14 protein-coding genes are annotated in these 20,392 nt (G+C 63.9%); 5 read left to right on the top strand and 9 right to left on the bottom strand.

Going from position 1 to position 20,392, the window contains the following annotated elements:
- Positions 1-6: 6 nt before the first annotated feature.
- The 5 genes from D0T21_RS05690 to D0T21_RS05670 all read right to left on the bottom strand — a co-directional run bounded on the left by D0T21_RS05690 (position 7) and on the right by D0T21_RS05670 (position 6,619).
- Positions 7-1,302: an MFS transporter gene (locus D0T21_RS05690; RefSeq protein WP_116989079.1), complete on the bottom strand. Its 1,296-nt coding sequence runs from the start codon at positions 1,300-1,302 to the stop codon at positions 7-9.
- 42 nt (positions 1,303-1,344) lie between these two features.
- Positions 1,345-1,818: a gluconokinase gene (locus D0T21_RS05685; RefSeq protein WP_116989078.1), complete on the bottom strand. Its 474-nt coding sequence runs from the start codon at positions 1,816-1,818 to the stop codon at positions 1,345-1,347.
- A 216-nt stretch (positions 1,819-2,034) separates the two neighbouring features.
- Positions 2,035-4,359 carry a GH92 family glycosyl hydrolase gene (locus tag D0T21_RS05680; protein ID WP_116989077.1) on the bottom strand — a complete coding sequence of 775 codons (2,325 nt, stop codon included), beginning with the start codon at positions 4,357-4,359 and terminating at the stop codon, positions 2,035-2,037.
- A gap of 110 nt (positions 4,360-4,469) precedes the next feature.
- Positions 4,470-5,672 (bottom strand): cyanophycinase, encoded by a 1,203-nt coding sequence (locus D0T21_RS05675; protein WP_116989076.1) that lies wholly within the window; start codon positions 5,670-5,672, stop codon positions 4,470-4,472.
- On the bottom strand, positions 5,669-6,619 hold the full coding sequence (locus D0T21_RS05670) for a MurR/RpiR family transcriptional regulator (RefSeq protein ID WP_116989378.1): 951 nt from the start codon (positions 6,617-6,619) through the stop codon (positions 5,669-5,671). The genes D0T21_RS05675 and D0T21_RS05670 overlap by 4 nt, the downstream gene beginning before the upstream one ends.
- Positions 6,620-6,799: 180 nt before the next feature.
- Here D0T21_RS05670 and D0T21_RS05665 point away from each other — a divergent pair, with 180 nt between their 5' ends.
- The 3 genes from D0T21_RS05665 (at position 6,800) to D0T21_RS05655 (ending at position 10,730) form a co-directional block, all read left to right on the top strand.
- Positions 6,800-8,857 (top strand): response regulator, encoded by a 2,058-nt coding sequence (locus D0T21_RS05665; protein ID WP_158567961.1) that lies wholly within the window; start codon positions 6,800-6,802, stop codon positions 8,855-8,857.
- Positions 8,858-8,861: 4 nt separating this feature from the next.
- Positions 8,862-9,302, top strand: a complete 441-nt coding sequence (locus tag D0T21_RS05660; protein ID WP_116989074.1) for a RidA family protein — start codon at positions 8,862-8,864, stop codon at positions 9,300-9,302.
- 72 nt (positions 9,303-9,374) lie between these two features.
- Positions 9,375-10,730, top strand: coding sequence for an amino acid permease (locus tag D0T21_RS05655; RefSeq protein ID WP_116989073.1), 1,356 nt, complete (start codon positions 9,375-9,377; stop codon positions 10,728-10,730).
- A gap of 30 nt (positions 10,731-10,760) precedes the next feature.
- Here the strand turns inward: D0T21_RS05655 and D0T21_RS05650 are convergent, their stop codons facing one another.
- Positions 10,761-12,026 (bottom strand): aminotransferase class V-fold PLP-dependent enzyme, encoded by a 1,266-nt coding sequence (locus tag D0T21_RS05650; RefSeq protein ID WP_116989072.1) that lies wholly within the window; start codon positions 12,024-12,026, stop codon positions 10,761-10,763.
- Between the two features lie 72 nt (positions 12,027-12,098).
- Here D0T21_RS05650 and D0T21_RS05645 point away from each other — a divergent pair, with 72 nt between their 5' ends.
- The gene (locus tag D0T21_RS05645) at positions 12,099-13,295 is read left to right on the top strand and encodes a hypothetical protein (protein WP_229211346.1); all 1,197 of its coding nucleotides are present in this window, start codon (positions 12,099-12,101) and stop codon (positions 13,293-13,295) included.
- Positions 13,292-14,602, top strand: coding sequence for an amino acid deaminase (locus D0T21_RS05640; protein WP_116989070.1), 1,311 nt, complete (start codon positions 13,292-13,294; stop codon positions 14,600-14,602). Before D0T21_RS05645 ends, D0T21_RS05640 begins: the two co-directional genes overlap by 4 nt.
- Here D0T21_RS05640 and D0T21_RS05635 read toward each other — a convergent pair.
- The 3 genes from D0T21_RS05635 to D0T21_RS05625 all read right to left on the bottom strand — a co-directional run bounded on the left by D0T21_RS05635 (position 14,599) and on the right by D0T21_RS05625 (position 20,203).
- Positions 14,599-17,661, bottom strand: a complete 3,063-nt coding sequence (locus D0T21_RS05635) for a response regulator (protein WP_229211345.1) — start codon at positions 17,659-17,661, stop codon at positions 14,599-14,601. The two genes, D0T21_RS05640 and D0T21_RS05635, sit on opposite strands and share 4 nt — an antisense overlap.
- Before the next feature lie 67 nt (positions 17,662-17,728).
- Positions 17,729-18,868, bottom strand: a complete 1,140-nt coding sequence (locus D0T21_RS05630) for a glycerate kinase (RefSeq protein WP_116989068.1) — start codon at positions 18,866-18,868, stop codon at positions 17,729-17,731.
- Positions 18,869-18,880: 12 nt separating this feature from the next.
- Entirely contained in the window at positions 18,881-20,203 is a 1,323-nt protein-coding gene (locus tag D0T21_RS05625) for an MFS transporter (RefSeq protein ID WP_116989067.1), read from the bottom strand.
- Between the last annotated feature and the right edge of the window lie 189 nt (positions 20,204-20,392).

The raw sequence follows: 20,392 nt of genomic DNA, 5'->3' as shown, positions 1-20,392 counted from the left end.
AGGGATTTAAGCGCGTACGGGATCGGGAATCGCTTCGATCTTGCCGAGTACGAATACAAACGAGACGATACCAATCAACAAAATGACGCCGGCAACCATGAACGCATTGGTGAAGGAGTTGGTCGCGCCGACGATCATGCCGGTGACGATAGGTGCCGCCGCGCCCATCAGGTTGTTGGCGAAGTTCATGATGCCGCCGATGGTGCCGGCACCGCCCTTGGGTGCGATCAGCGAAGGCAAGGACCAGCCCACAGGCGCTGCCGAAGCCAGGCCACCCAGCGCGATCGAGATCCAGAAGATGGCCCAGACCGGGTCGGTGGTCTGCGTGGCGCCAAACACAGCCAGGCCCAGCACCATGCCGCATACCAGCACGCCTTTGCGCACCAGCGATTCGTCCTTGCCGCGCGAGATCAGGTGATCGATCAGCCAACCGCCGACGAACAAGTCAGCCACCGTCGCCACCAGCCATGGGATGGCGGCGAAACCTGCCGACTTCAGAATACTCATGTGCATGGTCTGCACCAGGTAGCCAGGCAACCAGGTCAGGAACAGGTAGAACGAGTAGCCATATGCCGCGAAGCCGATGGTCAGGCCCCAGATCTTGGATTTGGTCAGCAGATAGCCCAGCATGTTCAGCGCGCCGGCTTCGGACGGGCCTTCCGGCGAAGCGCCGCCTTCCTGGATGTAGCGCAGCTCTTCCTTGCTCAACTTGGGATCGGCGCTGGGATCGCGGTACAGCACATAGAACGCAATGAAGTAGCTGAAGCTGAGCACAGCGGTCAGGCCGAAACCCCAACGCCAGCCGAAGGTAACGATGGTCAGCGCCAGCAGCGGCACGCCGATCACGTTGGAGAACTTGGCGGCAGCGTCGAAGATCGCCGTAGCCATGCCGCGTTCATGGCGCGGGAACCAGTAGCCGGTAGCCTTGGCGCTGACCGGGAACGCTGGCGCCTCGGCAATGCCCAGCAGGATACGGGCGGCGAAGATGCCGGCAAAGCCGCTGGAAAACGCGGTAATGGTCGCTGCCAGGCCCCACAGGAAAGCGCCCCAGCGGCCGACACGGGTCGGGCCGAAGCGGTCCATCACCATGCCGACCGGAATTTGCAGCAGCGAGTAGGACCAGGCGAAGGCGCTGAACAGCAGGCCCAGTTCGACCGGCGTCAGGTTGAACAGTTCCTTGATCTGCGGCGCGGCCACGGACAGGCCGATACGGTCGATGTAGTTGATCAGTACGCCGACGCCCAGCAGCGCGCCTATGCCCCAGCGTCGTTTGGGAATCTTTGTGGTCATTGTTGTTTTCATGGTATCTCCAGATGAGTTATGGATTGCCCGCTATTGCTGCGGCTATGGGTGCTGCAAAATAAGACTGACCAGCTGCTGTGGCGGCAAGGTCAGGTCCAGACGCAGGCCGGCTTCATCGGCCTGCAATGGTTCAAGGTCGCGCAACTGGCTGTCGAGCAGACTGGGCGGCATGTAATGGCCAGTGCGCGCTTGCATGCGGCCTTCGATGACGGCGCGTTCGCCGCTCAGGTGGGCAAAGCGCAGGTCCGGGTCCGCCTGGCGCAGCAAGTCGCGGTAGCGGCGCTTGAGCGACGAACAGGACAACACCAGCCCCTCGCCCCGCTGTGCCGCTTCACGGATTTTGCCTTGTAGCGTCAACAGCCAGCCGGCGCGGTCGTCGTCATTGAGTGGTATGCCGGCCGACATCTTGGCGACGTTTTCCGCTGGGTGAAAACTATCCCCCTCAAGGAATGGCAGGCCAAGTTCGGCGGCCAGGCGCGAGCCGATTTCGCTCTTCCCACAGCCGCTGACACCCATGACAACCCACCGACTCACTGCACTACTGTTCATACTCGCCTCTTCGTTGTTAGCGCTAACATGTTGTGTAGTTTAGCGATTCATGAGGCGTTGTAAAGAATATTCCATGCTGCGACGCAGCATGTGTGGCGTTATGTGAACGCTGATATGATAGCGCTATCAATTCAGATTAAAAAAAGCGGCAAGTGCAATGTGCACTTGCCGGGCTAAAACCACTCAATAAGGTGTCTGCGTGTAGGGACGAGCTGCGCCGCCCTTGCCCCAATCCACATTCGGCTTGCTGGACATGGTGAATACCAGCTCGCCGCCGGCAGTGATCTGGTCATGGCGCAGGAAGCTTTGCGCCAGCGGCTTGCCGTTCAGCGTAACGCCGGCGACGTACACGTTCTCCGCGCTCAGGCCCACGCTGCGGACGGTGAAGACCTTCCCGTTCGGCAGGTTCATCACCGCCTTGTCCAGGAACGGACGGCCGATCACGTACTCGTTGCTGCCTGGCGCCACCGGATAGAAACCCAGCGCCGTAAAGGCCAGCCAGGCCGACATCTGCCCCAGGTCGTCATTGCCCGACAGGCCGGCCGGCGTCGTGTTGTACTGCGACGCCACCACCTGCGTCAACCGCTTCTGCGTCTTCCACGGCGCGCCGGCGTAGTTGTACAGGTAGGCCACATGGTGCGAAGGCTCGTTGCCATGCGCGTAGTGGCCGATCAGGCCGGAGATATCCTCCATGTGGGCGTACACCTTCTCGTCCACCTTGGCGTCGAACATCATGTCTATCTTGTTCTGCAAGCCGGCGTCGCCGCCCAGCATCTTGATCAGGCCAGCGTTATCGTGCGGCATATACCAGGAATACTGCCACGCGCTGCCTTCCGTGTAGTCGCTGCCGAAGTTGGACAGCACCGGATCGAACGGCTCGCGGAAGGTACCGTCGGACTTCTTCGCGCGCAGGAAGCCGGTCTTGGTGTCGAAAGAGTTACGATAGTTCTGCGCCCGCTTGTAGTAGCGCGCGGCGATATCCTTCTTGCCCATCTTCTCCGCCATGCGGGCGATGGTCCAGTCGTCGAAGGCGTATTCCACCGTCTTCGACGCCGCCTCCGGTTCCAGGTCGATCGGTACGTAGCCCAGCTTCATGTAGTGCTGAAGGCCGCCGTAGGGGCCGTATTCGGCGCTGCTGGTCATCGCTTTCAAGGCCTCTTCGGCGTCGAAGCCCTTCAAGCCCTTCATGTACGCGTCGGCGATCACCGGCACGGCGTGATAGCCGATCATGCACCAGGTTTCAAGCCCGTGGAACTGCCACACCGGCAGGATACCGTATGGGCTGGCCTTCTGCGATTCGATCAGCGAACGCACGAAGTCCACATTGCGCTGCTCCGGCTGGATCAGCGTCAGCAAAGGATGCAGCGCGCGATAGGTGTCCCACAGCGAGAAGGTGGAGTGGAAGCGGAAGCCCTGCGCCTGGTGCACTTCGTTGTCCGGCCCGCGGTAGCGGCCATCGCGGTCCATGAACAGGCTTGGGGCCAGCATGCTGTGATACAGCGCCGTATAGACCATCTTGCGCATGTCGGGCGTGGCTTCAATCGCCACCGCGCCCAGCGCCTCGTTCCACGCAGCGGAAGCCTTGGCGCGTTCGGCGTCGAAGTCCCAGCCCGGCATCTCACCCAGATTGGCGATCGCGCCCTCCTCGCTGACGGCGGAAATGGCCACCTTCACTTCCAGCTGGCCGTCGGCCGGCACGCCGAAGTCCAGCGCACCGACCAGCGCCTTGCCCTCGACCATGGCCTTGTCGCCAGGACCGCTGCCCGGACCGGCGAAGCCCTTGTACTCGACGTCCGCCTCCATATTGCGCAAGGCGCGCGACGTCAGCGGATGCGAGAACGCGATGGCGAAGTACAGCTGGCGGCCCGCAGCCCAGCCGCGCGTTTCGCGCATGCCGGTGATGAGCGTGTTGTCGCGCACGCGCAGGCGCGACCACAGGTTCTTGGCCTTGTAATCGTAGATGCTGCTGCGCAGATCCAGTATCACCTTGGCTTCCGCACCCTTGGCGTAACGGTAGCGGTGCAGGCCAACGCGCTCGCTGGCGGTCAGTTCGACATCGACCTCGTTGTCCATCAGCTTGACGGCGTAGTAGCCCGGCTCCGCGTGTTCATCCTGGTGCTTGAAGCGCGAGCGGTAGCCGCTGAAGGGACGCTCCGGGTATCCCGGTTCCAGCTTGGTCTCGCCGCTGTATGGCATCATCAGCAGGTCACCCAGGTCGGAGTGGCCGGTGCCGGAGAAGTGGGTATGCGAGAAGCCCAGTATGCTGTCGTCCTCATAGCGGTAGCCGGCGGCCCAGGGATAGCTTTGGCGGAACGGCCGCACCTGCGTGTCGGGACTCAGCTGGATCATGCCGAACGGCCGCGCCGCGCCGGGGAAGGTATGGCCGTCGCCGCCGGTGCCGATGAATACATCGACGGCAGCGGCAGGACTGGAGGGCTCCGCGGCAAAGGCAGGAAGGGCCAGCGCCAGCGCGAGTGCGCCGGCAGGTATCAGTTTAGTGGCGTGCATTCGGCTTCCAGAGGTAGGGACGATCCAACTTTATAGCGCTGGACGCCGCACCGGTCAACCGCATGGCTCCATACAAGCCACTTGTTTAGTGTATTCGCTAAACAAACGCCCTATTTGTACCAGGGGCGCGTTATTTGCAGCGGCCGCACATCCAACCGCAGGTTCAGGATCGAATAGGCCTCCGAGCTTGCGGACGCATAGCCGACGCTGTCCGCCAGGCGGCTGAACTTGAACTCGAAGCCCAGATCCTGGCGCGGCTGGCCCGGCGCGGCGGTGGCGATGCCGATCGCCTCGGTCTGCGAATTGTCGATCAGCTTTTCCATCATCACCAGCACGGCGTTGTGGCCGAGGATATCGGCGGAATACACCGGTTCCGTCATGGCCGGTTTTTGCGGATCGACCTTGCCGTCCACCTTGTCGGCCGACGGCGTGAATTGGCCTGTCCGCAGGTTATAGCGGTCGCCGCGATCCAGATAGCTGATGCGCACATTCGAGATATTGAAGTCCTTGCCGCCATCGGTGGCCGCCTGCGACAGGTCGAGCAGCAGCGCGCCCTGATAGCCCAGCACCTCGACCTCTCGCGCCGAATTGATCACCATCGCGGTGTTCTCGTCGATGCCCAGGCCAAGCTTGTATCCCTTCTTCAGCATGGCCGGCAGCATGCGGGCAAAGCGGCCGCGCGCCAGCAGGTGCTGGTCGACAAAGACATCGCTGCCGACGAAACCCAGTCCCGGCGCCAGCTCGCGGCCATCGTTGACGCCCTGCGCGAGCGTGCCGAACACGGTCTTGGCGTTGTAGTACATGGTGCTGCTCATGATGGCCGCGCCGGCGCTGCTGCCGGCGATGACGCCGCCGCGCCGGTACACATCCCAGATCGCGTCCAGCACCGCGGTGCGGCTGCCATCCGGGCGGACCAGCGCCTGCGTGATCAGCGCCTGGTCGCCGCCAGTGAAGTAGACGCCGCCGGCCGCGCGGATCTCCCCGGCCAGTGCTTCGTCCTCGGCGTCGCGCCGATAGTCGCGGTCCTTCAGGTTGACCGACACCGGCACCACAAACGCGGACGCACCATAACGATTCAGATACTTGGCCAGGTTGGCGCCGGAACGCTCAGGATTGGCCGCGGCGCTCGGCAGGACCGCGATACGCGCCCCCGCGCCACCCGCCAGCTGCACCACGCGCTGCCAGACCACGGCGTTATCCGCCCGCAGCGCACCGCCGACGATGACCAGCGAGCCTTGCGGCGCAACCTCCGCCGCGCCAACCTGCGCACACCAGAACAGGCTAGCCAACAACAACCCAAGCAAACGCTTCATACCTTGCTTCCCTTCGCGGCTTTGCGCTTCTTCGTTCCCGGGCCGTACAGGTAGGCGGATATTGCCTCCGTCAGCCGCGCGGCTTTTTCCACATTGTCCTTGTTCGATACCATCAGCGACACCGCCAGCGCTTCGATCACCGCCACCGCCGCCGTCGCGCTGCTCGGGAGCACGGCATGCCCGCTATTCGCGTACAGCACATGCTCGGACACCTCGACCAGCGGCGAAGCCGGAGCGTCGGTGATCGAGATCACGCAGGCGCCATGGTCGCGTGCAAATTTCGCCAGCCGTATCACATCCAGAGCATAGCGCGGGAAGGATATCACCACCAGCAAATCGTTCGGACCGACCGTCGCCAGGTGGCCCGCCGCCACTTCGGTGCCGCCCTGCCCCGCCACTTCCACCACGTGCGGGCAAAACGGCTGCAAATGCAGCGACAGCAAACCCGCCAGATAGGACGACAGCCCGAAACCCAGCACATACACGGTGCGCGCTCGGCTCAACTTCTCCACCACCTGCTCCATCTCCGCCTGGGACTGGGCATTGCGGGTCGCGCTGATATTAGCCAGCGCATACTCCATGCTCTGGTCTCCCGGCCACACGGAGCCTTCGCGGTTCTCGATGGTGTGGCGCAGCTTGTCCACCGGCTGCATCTCGGAGTGCAGCGTCTCGGCGACGGCGCTGCGCATCGCGCCGTAGTTGGCGAAGCCGATATCGCGCGCAAAGCGGCTGATGGTCGCGGTGGACACCTGGCAGCCTTCGGCCATCTCGTCTATCTTCAGCGCGGTCACCCGCATCGGGTTGCGCAGCACGAAATCGGCAATGCTACGGTTCGACGCCGATCCCTCGGCCAGGACGCCGGACAGCACATGGCCCAACGGCGACTGGGCAAACGCCACATCCGCCGAGGACGATCGTGCCTTGCTTCCTGATCTACTGCTTGTCATCCAGCTCTCCCACATCCGAAAGACCGTAAGCATACTTACATTTGCAGAGATTATGGAATCCTATTTTCACTCGACTGTAAGTTACAAGGAAAATTAATTCCAGTAACTCAGAAATGACCTGACAACCGTTGTCAGATGGGTTAGAGTTTTCTCTTGGTCCTGCTCATGGATGATCGGCCTATGGAATCGACTATTCAAAGTGAAGAGTTCATCAGGTTGAATTTCCCCAGGCTGGCAGCGGCACTGGAATACATGCCGGTTGGCGTCACCATTGTTGACTGCGACTTGACCATCAGGTTCTGGAACCCTGCCTTCTGTCAATTGCAGGGGTTTCCGGTTGAGGTGATGCATCCCGGCGTCACCATGGCCGAAGTGTTCCGTTACATCGCCTTGCGCGGGGACTATGGGCCAGGCGATATCGACGCGCAGGTGGCCACCCGGGTGGAGCTCTGCTTGAAGTTCCAGCCTCACAATTTCACTCGCGCCAGGGTGGACGGCGTCGTCCTGAATATCATAGGCCGCCCCATCTATGGCATCGACGGTGCGATCAGTGGCTTCGTCACTATCTATCACGATGTGACCTCTGAAAAACACTACGAGGAACAGCTCGAGGCCAAAAACAAGGAACTGCAGCAGGCCAAGCAGCAGGCCGAGGCCGCGAGCGTGGCCAAGGGGCAGTTCCTGTCCAATATGAGCCACGAAATCCGCACGCCGTTGAGCTGCGTCATCGGCATGGCCCATTTGGCTTTGAAGACGGAACTGGACCCGCGCCAGCGCGACTACCTGGAAAAAATCCGCTTCGCCGGCGAGCACCTGCTGGGCATCATCGACGACATTCTCGACATTTCCAAGATCGAGGCCGGCAAGCTGGATATCCAGCACATCGACTTTTCACTAGATCAGGTGGTCCAAACGCTGACCACGGTGGTGGCGCCGAAGGCGGCTACCCGCAACCTGGAACTGGTATTCGACCTGGACCCGACCCTGCCGCCGGTGCTGGTGGGCGATCCGCTGCGACTGGGACAGGTGCTGATTAACTACGCCAACAACGCCATCAAATTCAGCGAGCAAGGCCGGATAGAGATCCGCGTGCGCAAGATGGTCGGCGACGCCAACGATTGCCTGGTGCGTTTCGAAGTGAGCGACCAGGGCATCGGCCTGTCCAGCGCGGAAATGGCGAAATTATTTATCTCCTTCCAGCAGGCCGACACGTCGACCACGCGGGAATACGGCGGCACCGGCCTCGGCCTGGCGATCTGCAAGGAGCTGGCCCAGTTGATGGGCGGCGATGTCGGCGTCCTCAGCAAGCCCGGGGTTGGCAGCACGTTCTGGTTCACGGCCCAGCTCGGCGTGTCCTACCAGACCGTGCCTGCGCTCATCAACCAGATCGGCGACGCCGCCGGCGAGCTGCTGGCCAGCGCCCGCACGTCGGCCATGATGGCGGCATTGAAGGCGGCCCGCATCCTGCTGGTCGAGGACAACATCTTCAACCAGCAAATTGCGCAGGAAATGCTGGAAGAAGCCGGCGTCACCGTCAGCCTCGCCAGCAATGGCGCCGACGCGCTGGAGCTGCTGCGCAAGTCCGATTTCGACTGCGTTTTGATGGACTTGCAAATGCCGCTCATGGATGGGCTGGAAGCGACCCGCCACATCCGCACCGACCCGCAACTGACCCATATCCCGGTGCTGGCGATGACGGCCACCGCCACCACCGAAGCACGGATGCGCTGCATCGACGCCGGCATGAACGATTTCATTTCGAAGCCCGTCCAGCCGGCCCTGATGTACCAGACCGTCGCCAATTGGCTGCCTGCGCGCGTGCCGCCGGCAGAGCCGCGGCGGCCGCAGCCGGCCTCCGAGTCCCCATTCGGTGGCGACTCGGCCGTGATCGATTTATCGGTGCTGGCCGCGCTGCTCGGCGACGACCTGGGCAAGGTGCGTAAATTCGCCTTTAAATTCCTGCTCAGTTCGCAGGAGGGTATCCGCGACATAGAGGCTGCGCTGGAGCGTGGCGACGTGCAGAGGGTGCGCGAACTGGGCCACCGCATCAAGTCGGCGGCGCGCAGCGTCGGCGCTTTCCGCATGGCCGATCTGTGCGAAGATCTGGAGCAACTGCCACAGACGGAGCCAGCCAGCGAGGTGATGGCCGCCCTCTCCATCGTGACGCAACTGAAAGACCTGCTGCAACAAGTGACGCAGCAAGTCGTGCAGAACACTACCTGTTCCACTGAAGATTGAGCCCATGACACGTACACATCTGAAAAAATTGACCTGCATCCTGGCCTTGTTCACCTCCGGCGCCGCCTCCGCCATCGACTTCTACAACAAGGGCAATGAGCCGGGGCGGCCGTTCTCGCTGGCGGTGCGCGCCGGGGATTATGTGTTCGTCTCCGGCCAGCTGGGCACCGGCCCCAATGGCCTGGTCAAAGGCTTCGACGCGCAGGCGCGCCAGGCCATGGACAATATCGCCACCATCCTCAAAGGCTACAACCTCGGCATGAACGACGTGGTCAAGTGCACCATCATGATCGCCGACATGACCAAGTGGGACGACTTCAACAAGGTCTACATCACCTACTTCAAGCCCGAACGCCTGCCGGCACGCAGCGCATTCGGCGCCAATGCCCTGGCTTTGGGCGGCGAAGTCGAGGTGGAATGCATGGCTTACGCACCGCGCCGATGAGCGCGATTTTCTCTTCCACTGAGCTGCTTTTGCTTTAGAATCGTCGTCTTTGCTTACCACTCAGGGGATCAGATGGCAGATGGGAAGAATGAACTCAAACGCGGCCTGAAGAGCCGGCACATCCAGCTGATTGCGCTGGGTGGCGCCATCGGCACTGGCCTGTTCCTCGGCATCGCGCAGACCATCCAGATGGCCGGGCCTTCCGTGCTGCTCGGCTACGGCGTGGCCGGGCTGATCGCCTTCTTCATCATGCGCCAGCTGGGCGAAATGGTGGTGGACGAACCGGTCGCCGGTTCGTTCAGCTACTTCGCCGACAAATACTGCGGCCACCTGGCCGGCTTCATGTCGGGCTGGAACTACTGGGTCTTGTATGTGTTGGTCAGCATGGCCGAACTGTCGGCGGTCGGCATCTACGTGCAGTACTGGTGGCCGGCGATACCGACCTGGATGTCCGCGCTGGCCTTCTTCGTCATCATCAACGCCATCAGCCTGTCCAACGTCAAAGCCTTCGGCGAGATGGAATTCTGGTTCGCCATCATCAAGGTGGTCGCCATTGTCGGCATGATCGTGTTCGGTGCCTGGCTGCTGATCTCCGGCGACGCCGGCCCGGAAGCCACGGTGGCCAACCTGTGGCAGCACGGCGGCTTCTTCCCCAACGGCCTGGGTGGGTTGGTGATGGCGATGGCCGTCATCATGTTCTCCTTCGGCGGCCTGGAACTGATCGGCATCACCGCCGCCGAGGCGGACGACCCGTCGCGCACCATCCCCAAGGCCACCAACCAGGCCATCTACCGCATCCTGATTTTCTACATCGGCGCGCTGGGCATCCTGCTGTCGCTGTACCCATGGCAGAAAGTGGTCACCGGCGGCAGCCCGTTCGTGCTCATCTTCCATGCGTTGAACAGCAACCTGGTGGCGCATGCGCTGAACGCCGTGGTGCTGACGGCGGCGCTGTCGGTGTATAACAGCGGCGTCTACTCCAACACCCGCATGCTGTACGGCCTGGCCAAGCAAGGCAACGCGCCCCAGCTGCTGTTGAAGGTGAACCAGCGCGGCGTGCCGCTGGCTGCGCTGGGCGTCTCGGCGCTGGCGACCGGCGTCTGCGTGGTCGTCAACTACTTCATGCCCGGCAAAGCCTTCGGTTTCTTAATGGGGCTTGTCGTCTCGGCGCTGATCATCAACTGGGCCATGATCAGCTGGATCCACCTGCGCTTCCGCGCCCAGAAAAAGGCCGAGGGCAAGACCACGGCGTTCCGCAGCCTGGGCTACCCGCTGACCAATTATTTGTGCCTGGCCTTCCTGGCGGCGATCCTGGTGGTGATGTACATGACGCCGGACCTGCAGTTGTCGGTCTACCTGATTCCGGTGTGGCTGGCGGCGCTGGGCGCGGGCTATCTGGTGCGCCAGAAGAAGGCCGTCACCGCCTGACGCTACCGGCCAACCAACGCTCGCACGGGACTACGCCTGCGCGAGCGTCGCGATGGCTTGCACCAGCCGGTCCAGCTGGCGCGGCTGGGTGAACAGCGCCGGCGTCACGCGCACGCAGCTGCCACCCAGCGGGCCATTGCGCGATACCGTGAAAATTCCATGTTCGTCCATCAGCCGTTTGGCCAGGCGCTGGTTGTCTTCCTTGCTGCTCTTGCCGGCGAAGCGGAACGAAGTGCTGGCGCCGTACATGGTGGGATCGTCCGGCGTCAGTATCTGCAAACCCTTTACGTCCCGCACGCGCTCCACCCAATAGCTGCGCAGGTACTTGAGCCGGGCGGACTTGTTGGCCACGCCGATCTGCTCGTGGGAGCGGAACGCCGCCGGCACCGTCATGATGTTGGCCGTGTTGACGGTGCCCGAATGGACGCGCGAGCGGATGTCTGTTGCCGCGTAATCCTGGTCCGACATATGCACGCCGATATCCGCCAGCCGCGCCTTGCGGATGTACATAAATCCCACACCCAGCGGCGCCCCCAGCCACTTGTGCAGATTGAAGCCAATGAAGTCCGCCTTCAGGTCGGCCACCATGAAGTCGGTCTGGCCCCATGACTGGGCGGCGTCGGCGATGACGTCGATGCCGCGCCGGCGCGCCATCTGCACCAGTTCCGCCACCGGCAAAGTCAGGCCGGTGCGGTGGCTGATGTGGGTCAGCAGCAGCAAACGCGTACGCGGATGGCGCTGCATCGCTTGTGCGTACGCGTCCAGGATGGCCTGGCGGCTGGGCGGCTCGGGGATGCGCACCACGGCGACATCGGCGCCGCGCCGCAGGGCCAGCTCGTTCATCGCGTATTGGGTCGCGTCGTAATCCAGGTCGGCATACATGATTGTATCGCCGGCCTTGACCTGCTTGTAGTTGACGATCAGGTTTTGCAGGGATTCCGTGGCGCCGCGCGTAATGGCGATCTCCGACACATCGGCGCCGACGGCCGCCGCGATCTGCGCCCTTATCGCCTCGATGCCCGGGCCGTCGAATTGCTGGCGCAGGAAGCGCGAGCTGTGCGCGTTCAGGTAGTCGATGTTGCGCTTGTAGTCTTCCGCTACCGGACGCGCCATCATGCCGAAGTAGCCCTGTTCCAGATTGATGAAGTCCGGCGCCGGTTCGTACTGCGCGGCCACCTTGGCCCAGTAGGTTTCGTTATGAGGCAGCGCCTCGGCGATGGGCAGCAGCTCGGCCATCACAGGCGACGAGATGAGCGATCCGGCGGCAACGTGAAAGAAACTGCGGCGTGTGAGCATGCATACTCCTGTCGGCGATTTGGTGTGTCCAATATAGCACCGAGCGGCGAAGCATAGGCTAGAATGGCGCGCATGAATTCACCCAACCATACCTCGCTGTATTGTTATCCGTGGGATGTCGCGGATGTGGACCGCTTTGTAGACCAGGCGCGCAGCCTGGGCATGAACGGCGCGACACTCGCCGTCAGCTACCATGCCGGCAAATTCCTGCGTCCGCATGCGGCCAGCGGGCCGCGCGTCATCTTCCCCGAGGACGGCGTAGTCTATTTCGAACCCGACCTGGCGCGCTACGGCGAACTCACACCGCAAGCCCATTCCAACCCGGCTATGCGCGCGGTGCTGCCCCAGCTGGTCGCCAACGGCGGCGTCGCGGTACACGCCTGGACTGTACTGCTGCACAACAGCCGTCTTGGCGCCGCACACCCCCAGTACACTGCGCGTAACGCTTACGGCGACGGCTACCTGTACAGCCTTTGCCCGATGCAGCAACCGGTGTTCGACTACGCCGTCGCGCTGAGCGGCGACGTGGCCGCGCGCGGCGTCGCCAGCGTGGTGATCGAAACGCCGGGTTGGCTGCCCTACGCCCACGGCTACCACCACGAATTTGCCCAGGTCCGCAGCAACCTCTGGCTCGACTCCATGCTCGGCCTGTGCTTCTGCGACGCCTGCATGGCCGCCGGCAAAGCCGCCGACATCGACATGGACGGCCTGCGCCAGCGCATCCGCCGCGACATCGACAACTACCTCGACTCCCCGGTCGACGCCACGCCGACCCAGGCCGCAGCATGGCTGGCCGCCGACCTGCTGGAGGACGACGACCTGGCCGCCGTGAACCGCCTGCGGCAACGGCGCGTCACGCAACTGGTCGGCGCCATCCGCGCCGCCATGCCGCCACAGGTGGAGTTGTCCGTGGTGGCGACGGTGCAGCGCCCTACCGCCCAGAGCTGGCTGGAAGGCGCCGACCTGCGCGCGCTGTCCGGCGCGGCGGACTGGCTGGAGATACCGTTCTACGAGGCCGATGCCGCCGCCGTTGCCAGCGACGCGTGGGACTGCATCCGCCGCATCGGCACCCCGGACCGCATCCGCGCCATCCTGCGTCCCGGCCCGCCAGACCTGGCCGACGGCGCGCAACTGCCGCAAGCGCTGCAAGGCTTGTGGGAACTCGGCATCCGTCATTTCGGATTCTATAACTACGGCATGCTGCGCCGCGACCGCCTTCAGGCGCTGGGCGCGACGTTGCACGCTTTCGACCGCAGGAGCCATACTTGAACCGCACCGCCGCAATGATGAAATTGGAAGATCAACTGCTCCACCCCGGCGTCAAAGGCCTGCCGATCACGCGGCCGCTGCGCCAGGGCGACATCGGCGCCCGCCAGTGGAACGTGCTGCGCGCCGACACCAGCTTCCCGGTCGCGCTGTTGAAGGCGTCCGCGCTGGAGCACAACCTGCAATGGATGCGCGGCTTCTGCGAGCAATACGGCGTGCAGTTGGCGCCGCATGGCAAAACCACCATGAGTCCCCAATTGTTCGATGCCCAGCTGGCCAACAGCGCCTGGGGCATGACGCTGGCGACGGTGGCCCAGGTGCAGATCGCCTACCGCTACGGCGTGCGCCGCGTGCTGCTGGCGAACCAGCTGGTGGCGCCGGCCGACGTCAAAGCCGTACTGACGCTGATGCAAAACGATCCTTCGTTCGAGTTCTACGCACTGGTCGATTCCAGCGCCGGCGTGGCGCGCCTGTCGCAAGCGGCGCAACAGCAACACATGGCGCGGCGCCTGCCGCTGCTGGTGGAACTGGGCCTGGCCGGCAAACGGGCAGGCTGTCGCAGCATGGACGAAGCCCTGGCGCTGGCGCGCGAAGTAGCCGCCGCGCCGGGACTGGAACTGGCCGGCATCGAAGGCTACGAAGGCCTGCTGGTCGGCCCGGACCGCGACAAGGATCACGAGGCGGTTCGCGACTTTGTCACCCAGTTGTCCGACCTGCTGCGCCAGGCCGACGCCGAGCAGCTGTTCAAGCGCGACGAGATCCTGCTGTCGGCGGGCGGTTCGGCCTATTTCGATTTTGTCGCCAGCGGTTTCGCGCAGGTGAAGAATTTATCCCGTCCTGTGCTGCCGGTGCTGCGCAGCGGCTGCTACCTGACCAATGACCACGGCTTCTATCACGGCCTGATCGAGCAGCTGAACGCGCGCGAAGGCCTGGCGCCAGGACAGGGCTTGCGGCCGGCGCTGGAGGTCTGGAGCATGGTGCTGTCGCGGCCCGAACCGACGCTGGCCATCCTCGGCATGGGCAAGCGCGACGCTTCGTATGACATGGAGCTGCCGCGCGCGCTGGTGTCGCACCGTCCCGGCGCCCACGCGCCAACGGCGCTGCCGGAGGAGTGCCGCATCGAGAAGATGAACGACCAGCACGCCTACCTGCGGCTGCCGGCGGAGCATGCGATCAGCAGCGAACTGGCGGTGGGCGACCTGATAGGCTGCGGCATCTCGCACCCCTGCACCACGTTCGACAAATGGCCGCTGCTGCTGACCGTGGACGACGACTACAAGGTGCTCGGCGCGGTCAATACCTTCTTCTAGCCGCCGCTGGGACGCAGGTGCTTCGCGATGGTGGCGAACATCTGCTCCACATCCACCGGCTTGCCGATGAAATCGTCCATGCCGGCGGCGATGCATTGTTCGCGCTCGGACTCCATCACGCCGGCCGTCATCGCGATCACCGGCAGCGTCAAGCCCAGCTCATCGCGGATCGCGCGGGTGGCGGTAAAGCCGTCCATGACCGGCATCTGCACATCCATCAACACCAGGTCGCAGCGCAGATCCCCGCGCAACAGCTGAAGCGCCTTCTCGCCGTGCTCCGCCAGCGTGACCGTGGCGCCGGCCAGTTCCAATATGCCTTTCGCCACCTGCTGGTTGATGGGATTATCCTCCACCAGCAGCACCCGCACGCCGGCCAGCGCCCTGGCGCCTGCCACTGCCGGAACATCGGCGACATCCTCCTGGCGATGCGCCAGCGCGGTCTGCACCGCGTCGTACAGGCTGGACGCCGTCACCGGCTTGGTCAGGAACACTGGCGCGCTGACGCCGGCCATGTCCTGTACCAGCTTGCTGCGGCCGTAGGCGTTGACCATGCAGATCACCGGCATGCCGGATTCCTCCTGCACCGCACGCATGACGGCCGGCCCATCCATGCCCGGCATCTCCCAGTCGACCAGCGCCGCATCGTAGACGCGGCCGGAGCGTATCAGCGCCAGCGCTTCCGGCCCCGAGGCAACCACGTCGCAGCTCCAGTTCCAGGCCTGGATGGTCTTGCCGAGGAAGTCGCGGCTGGTCGAATTGTCGTCCACCACCAGCAGATGGCGGCGCCGGCCAGTCCTGGGCGCCTCGGCCTCGTCGGCCTGTTTCATCGGCAGCGTGAAAGTGAACGCGCTGCCCGCGCCGGCCGCGCTGCGCACTTCGATGGCGCCGCCCAGCAGTTCGATCAGCCCCTTGGAAATGGTCAGCCCCAGTCCGGTGCCGCCGTAGCGGCGGGTGGTGGACAGGTCGGCCTGCGTGAACGGAGAGAACAGCCGCGCCAGTTGTTCATCGTTCATGCCGATGCCGGTATCGCGCACGGTAAAACGCAGCAGCAGCGATGCGCCCTGACCGCCCGCGCGCTCCACCAGCACCGAGACTTCACCCTGCTCGGTGAACTTGATGGCGTTGCCGGCCAGGTTGACCAGGATCTGCTGCAGGCGCAGCGCATCGCCGACCAATGTACGCGGCACGTCAGGCTCCACGCCCAGGCATAGCTCCAGGTTCTTCTCGCCGACGGTGACGCTCATGATGCTGGCCAGCGAATGCAGCACGTCTTCCAGCAGGAAGCGCACCGGATGCACTTCGATCTTCCCGGCTTCCATCTTGGAGAAGTCGAGGATGTCGTTCAATATGCCGAGCAAGGTTTGTCCCGAAGCCCGTATCATTTCCAGATAGCGGCCCTGCTCCGGCGACAGCCCGGTGGTATTGAGCAGGTGCGCCATGCCCAGCACCGCATTCATCGGCGTGCGCAGCTCATGGCTCATGTTCGCCACGAAGACATCCTTGGCGGCGCTGGCGATCTGCACCTGTTCCATCGCCAGCCGCAGCTCCCTCTCCGCCCGTTTGCGCTCCGTGACGTCGCGCACGATGCCGACGAACAGATGCTGGCCGTCGATCAGCAGCGCGCGTATCGACAGCTCCAGTACGAAAGTGGCGCCATCCTTGCGCAACCCTTGCAGCTCGACGTTGTTCTTGCCCACCACCGTGGGCATGCCGCCGGCGAGGTAGCGCGCCATGCCCGCATGGTGGGCGCCGCGCAGGCTGTCCGGCATCATGCGCATGATGTTGGCGCCTATCGCCTCTTCCGGCGTGTAGCCGAAGATGCTGCAGGCAGCGTGGTTGAAGGCTTCGATGACGCCGTCGGCATTGATGGTGATGATGCCGTCGCCGATATTGTCCATCACGGTGCGGGTGCGCAGCTCCTTGTTGATCGCTTCACGCTGCGCCGATTGCAGCTGCAAGGTGCGCTCTTCGATCGCGCTCTCCAGGCGGTGGCGATACTGCTGGAGCTCCGACTCCACCGCCTGCATGGTGCGCATCGCATCGTCGACTTCGCGGAACACCGGCTTCACGCCTTCCAGTCGCAAGTCGCCATCCTTGCCCAGGGCGCTGGCGGCGCGGGACAGCGCGCTGACCGAATGATTGATGCGGCGGCCGAAATACCAGGCGGCGCCCAGGCCTATGCCGAGCAGGCCGGCCACCACCATGATGATCCACCGGATCGAAGACAGCATTTCCGACAGCATCGTACTGCGCGGCACGCCGATCGCAACCGCCCAGCCGGACATCTTCGAATGGCTGTACATCGAATACACCGGCGTGCCGTCCAGCGTCACCGACTCAAACACCGCCTCGCCACCGCTGGCCATCCTGGCCCGCAATGAGGCTGATCCCGGCTTGCCCACATAGCGTTCCGCATCCTTCGACCGGGCCACTATCACGCCGGTCGAATCGAAGATGCCGGCCACGCGGTCGCCAGGCAGGTTTTGCTCGCGCAGCACCATGCCCAGGCGCTCCGGCACGAAAGCCACCGACAGGCAGTAGATCACTTTACCGTCCCTGATCACCGGCACATGCACCGCGACCAGCGGGCGCTTCAAGGCGCCGCCGATGAAGACGTCGGAGATCACCGTCTGGCCGGTGTCGAACACTTTGCGGATCCGTTCCAGGCTGGCGGGATCGGCTAGCGTTGGACCGAAAGGACGCACGGTGTTCAGCAGCTGGACCGAATCGCGGTCGCTCAGTACGAAATTAAAGCCGGGGAATTCGGGGCGCAGGGCCTTGCTGGCCAGGGTGTAGAACGCCGCCAGGTCTCCATCGTCAAGGCTGGGCGCATTGGCCAGCGCCTTGGCCATGGTGATGCCGGTATTGAGGTCGCGGTCGACCGCCTGGATCAATGCGCGCGCCGTGACCAGCGCTCCTTGCTGGATCTGGGCCCGTTCCCGCTGATAGAAATGATTCGCCAATAACCCCACCCCGACCACGGCCGGCAAGGCGCAGGCCCACACCAGTGTGTAGATTTGCGCTCGGATCGATGGCAGGGGGCGGACTACTGGCTTCATTCTCGACGTCGATGACTTGGACGAGAACGACTCTAGCACAGATAGGCAGCCGCTAGCGGCGCCTGTTCTACAGTCTGGCGCCCAGGCTGAGCACCGCCGCGATATTGCGGGCCGCGCTGCGCACGTTCTGCGCAGCCTCGGCCAGCGCTTGCTCGACCGTGCACGGCCGGCTGACCGCGCCGAACACCGCATGGATGCCATGCTGATGCACCACGGCGGCGCCAGGCGCCAGGCAGCCGGCGATCGCGATCACCGGCTTGCCGTGCCGCTGCGCCACGCGCGCCACGCCGATCGGCGTCTTGCCGTGGATGGACTGGCTGTCGATGCGGCCTTCGCCGGTGATGACCAGGTCGGCGTCGGCCACGGCCGCGTCCAGGCCCACGGCGGCCGTGACGATCTCGCTACCGGGGCGCAAGCTGCCGCCCAAAAATACCAGCATCGCCGCGCCGATGCCGCCGCCGCCGCCGGCGCCCGGCACGTCAGCCACCTGCTGGCCCAGCTCACGGGCAATGACGTCGGCGTAGTGGCGCAAGTTGGCGTCCAGCTGTTCGACCATCGCCGGGGTGGCGCCTTTTTGCGGGCCGAAGATATGGGAAGCGCCCTGCGGCCCCACCAGCGGATTGCTGACATCGCAGGCGATGTCGAACACGCAGTCCTTGATGCGGGCGTCCAGGCCGGACAGGTCGATGTGCTGTAAGCCGTCCAGCGCGCCGCCGCCAGGCAGCAAGTCGCGGCCGGCCGCGTCCAGCAGGCGTCCGCCCAATGCCTGCACCATGCCCGCGCCGCCGTCGTTGGTGGCGCTGCCGCCCACGCCCAGCACGAAGCGGCGGGCGCCGGCGTCGAGCGCGTCGCGGATCAGCTGGCCGGTGCCGTAGCTGCTGGTGCGCAGCGGATCGCGTTGCGCCGTGGGCACCAGCTCCAGGCCGCTGGCGGCAGCCATTTCGATCACCGCCGTCGCGCCGTCGCCCATCAGGCCGTAGAACGCGGCCACCGGCTCGCCCAGCGGGCCGGACACTTGCAGCTCCACGCGGCGGCCGCCGCTGGCGTCGATCATCGCCTGCACCGTGCCTTCGCCGCCGTCGGCCACCGGCAGCTTGACGTATTCCGCGTCGGGGAAGAACTCGCGGAAGCCGGCCTCGATTTCGTTGGCGACCGCCATGGCGGTCAGGCTCTCTTTAAACGAATCGGGCGCAATGACTATTTTCATCGAAGAACTCTATCAACGGTTGACCAGTTTGGCGGGGATGCGCAGCACCAGTATCGCACCAAGCAGCAGCACGCTGGACAAAATATACAGCGCCGTATCGGTGCTCTGGGTGGCGTCCTTGATCCAGCCGACCAGGAAGGGGCTGACAAAGCCGGCGATCTGGCCGAGCGAATTGATCAGCGCCAGGCCGCCGGCCGCCGCCGCGCTGCCCAGGAAGGCTGCCGGCAGCGACCAGAACATCGCCAGCGCCGCCAGCGCACCCATGGTGGCCATGCTCAGGCCGACCATCACGACCAGCGCGTTGCTGGAGAAGTTAGCCGCCAGCATCAGGCCGGTGAGGCCCATCACCATCGGCAGCGATACGTGCCAGCGGCGTTCGCGGCGCTGGTCGGCCGAGCGGCCGGCCCACACCATGAACAAGGCGGCGCACAGGTAGGGAATCGCGCTCAGCCAGCCAACCGTGGACGAGCTCTGGTAGCCCAGCGACTTGATGATGGACGGCAGCCAGAAGTTGATCGCATACACGCCCATCTGGATGCAGAAGTAGATCACGCCCAGCATCCACACGCTGCCATTGCGCAGCACGGCCGAGAAGGTCTGGCCGACATCGCTGCTGGCCTGGCGCTGTTGTTCGTCGCCGGCCAGCGCGGCTTGCATCGCGCCTTTTTCGTCGGCAGTCAGCCACTTGGCCTGGGTGATGCCGTCGTTCAGGTAGAAGTACACGGCCACGCCCAGGATCACGGTCGGCAAGCCTTGCAGCAGGAACAGCCACTGCCAGCCCGCCATGCCGCCCTGCCCGGCCGAAAAGTGTTGCAACATCCAGCCCGACAGCGGACCGCCGACCAGGCCGGAAATCGGTATCGCCGACATGAACAGCGCCATCACCTGGCCGCGCTTCTGCGCCGGGAACCAGTGGGTGAAATACAGCACCATGCCGGGGAAGAAGCCGGCCTCGGCCACGCCGGTGAAGAAACGCAGCACGTAGAACGAGGTCGGGTTGTGCACGAACAGCATGCAGGCCGACAAGGCGCCCCAGGCCACCATCATCGTGGCGATCCAGCGGCGGGCGCCGATCTTGTGGAGGATCAGGTTGCTCGGCACGCCACTCAACACGTAGCCGATGAAGAAAATACCCGCGCCCAATCCGTACACTGTATTGCTCAGATGGAGGGCGTCCAGCATCTCCAGCTTGGCGAAGCCGACGTTGACCCGATCCAGATAGTTGAAGAAGTAGCAGATGAAGATAAACGGTATCAGATGCCAGCTGGCCTTCTTGTACGCGCCGTCCAGGACGGACGCCGCCGGCCACGGCGTGGCGGTGGTGGTGGTGTTCATGCTTGTCTCCTTGGTTTTTATAGGTAGTCTGTGCAGACGATTATCTGGAATCGACTCCGAAAAAACATCGGCCAAATGCACCATAATTCCGACGCAGTTCTGGCATTTGTTGGGCATTTGCACAATAAATGCTTTTGCCAGTGCAGAATTTATGTGAATTCCTTGTTATTTGGCACAATGGACGACGAG

Source organism: Duganella sp. BJB476 (genome assembly GCF_003416895.1).
Lineage (GTDB): Bacteria > Pseudomonadota > Gammaproteobacteria > Burkholderiales > Burkholderiaceae_D > Rugamonas.
This window is presented reverse-complemented; position numbering and strand designations above follow the sequence as displayed.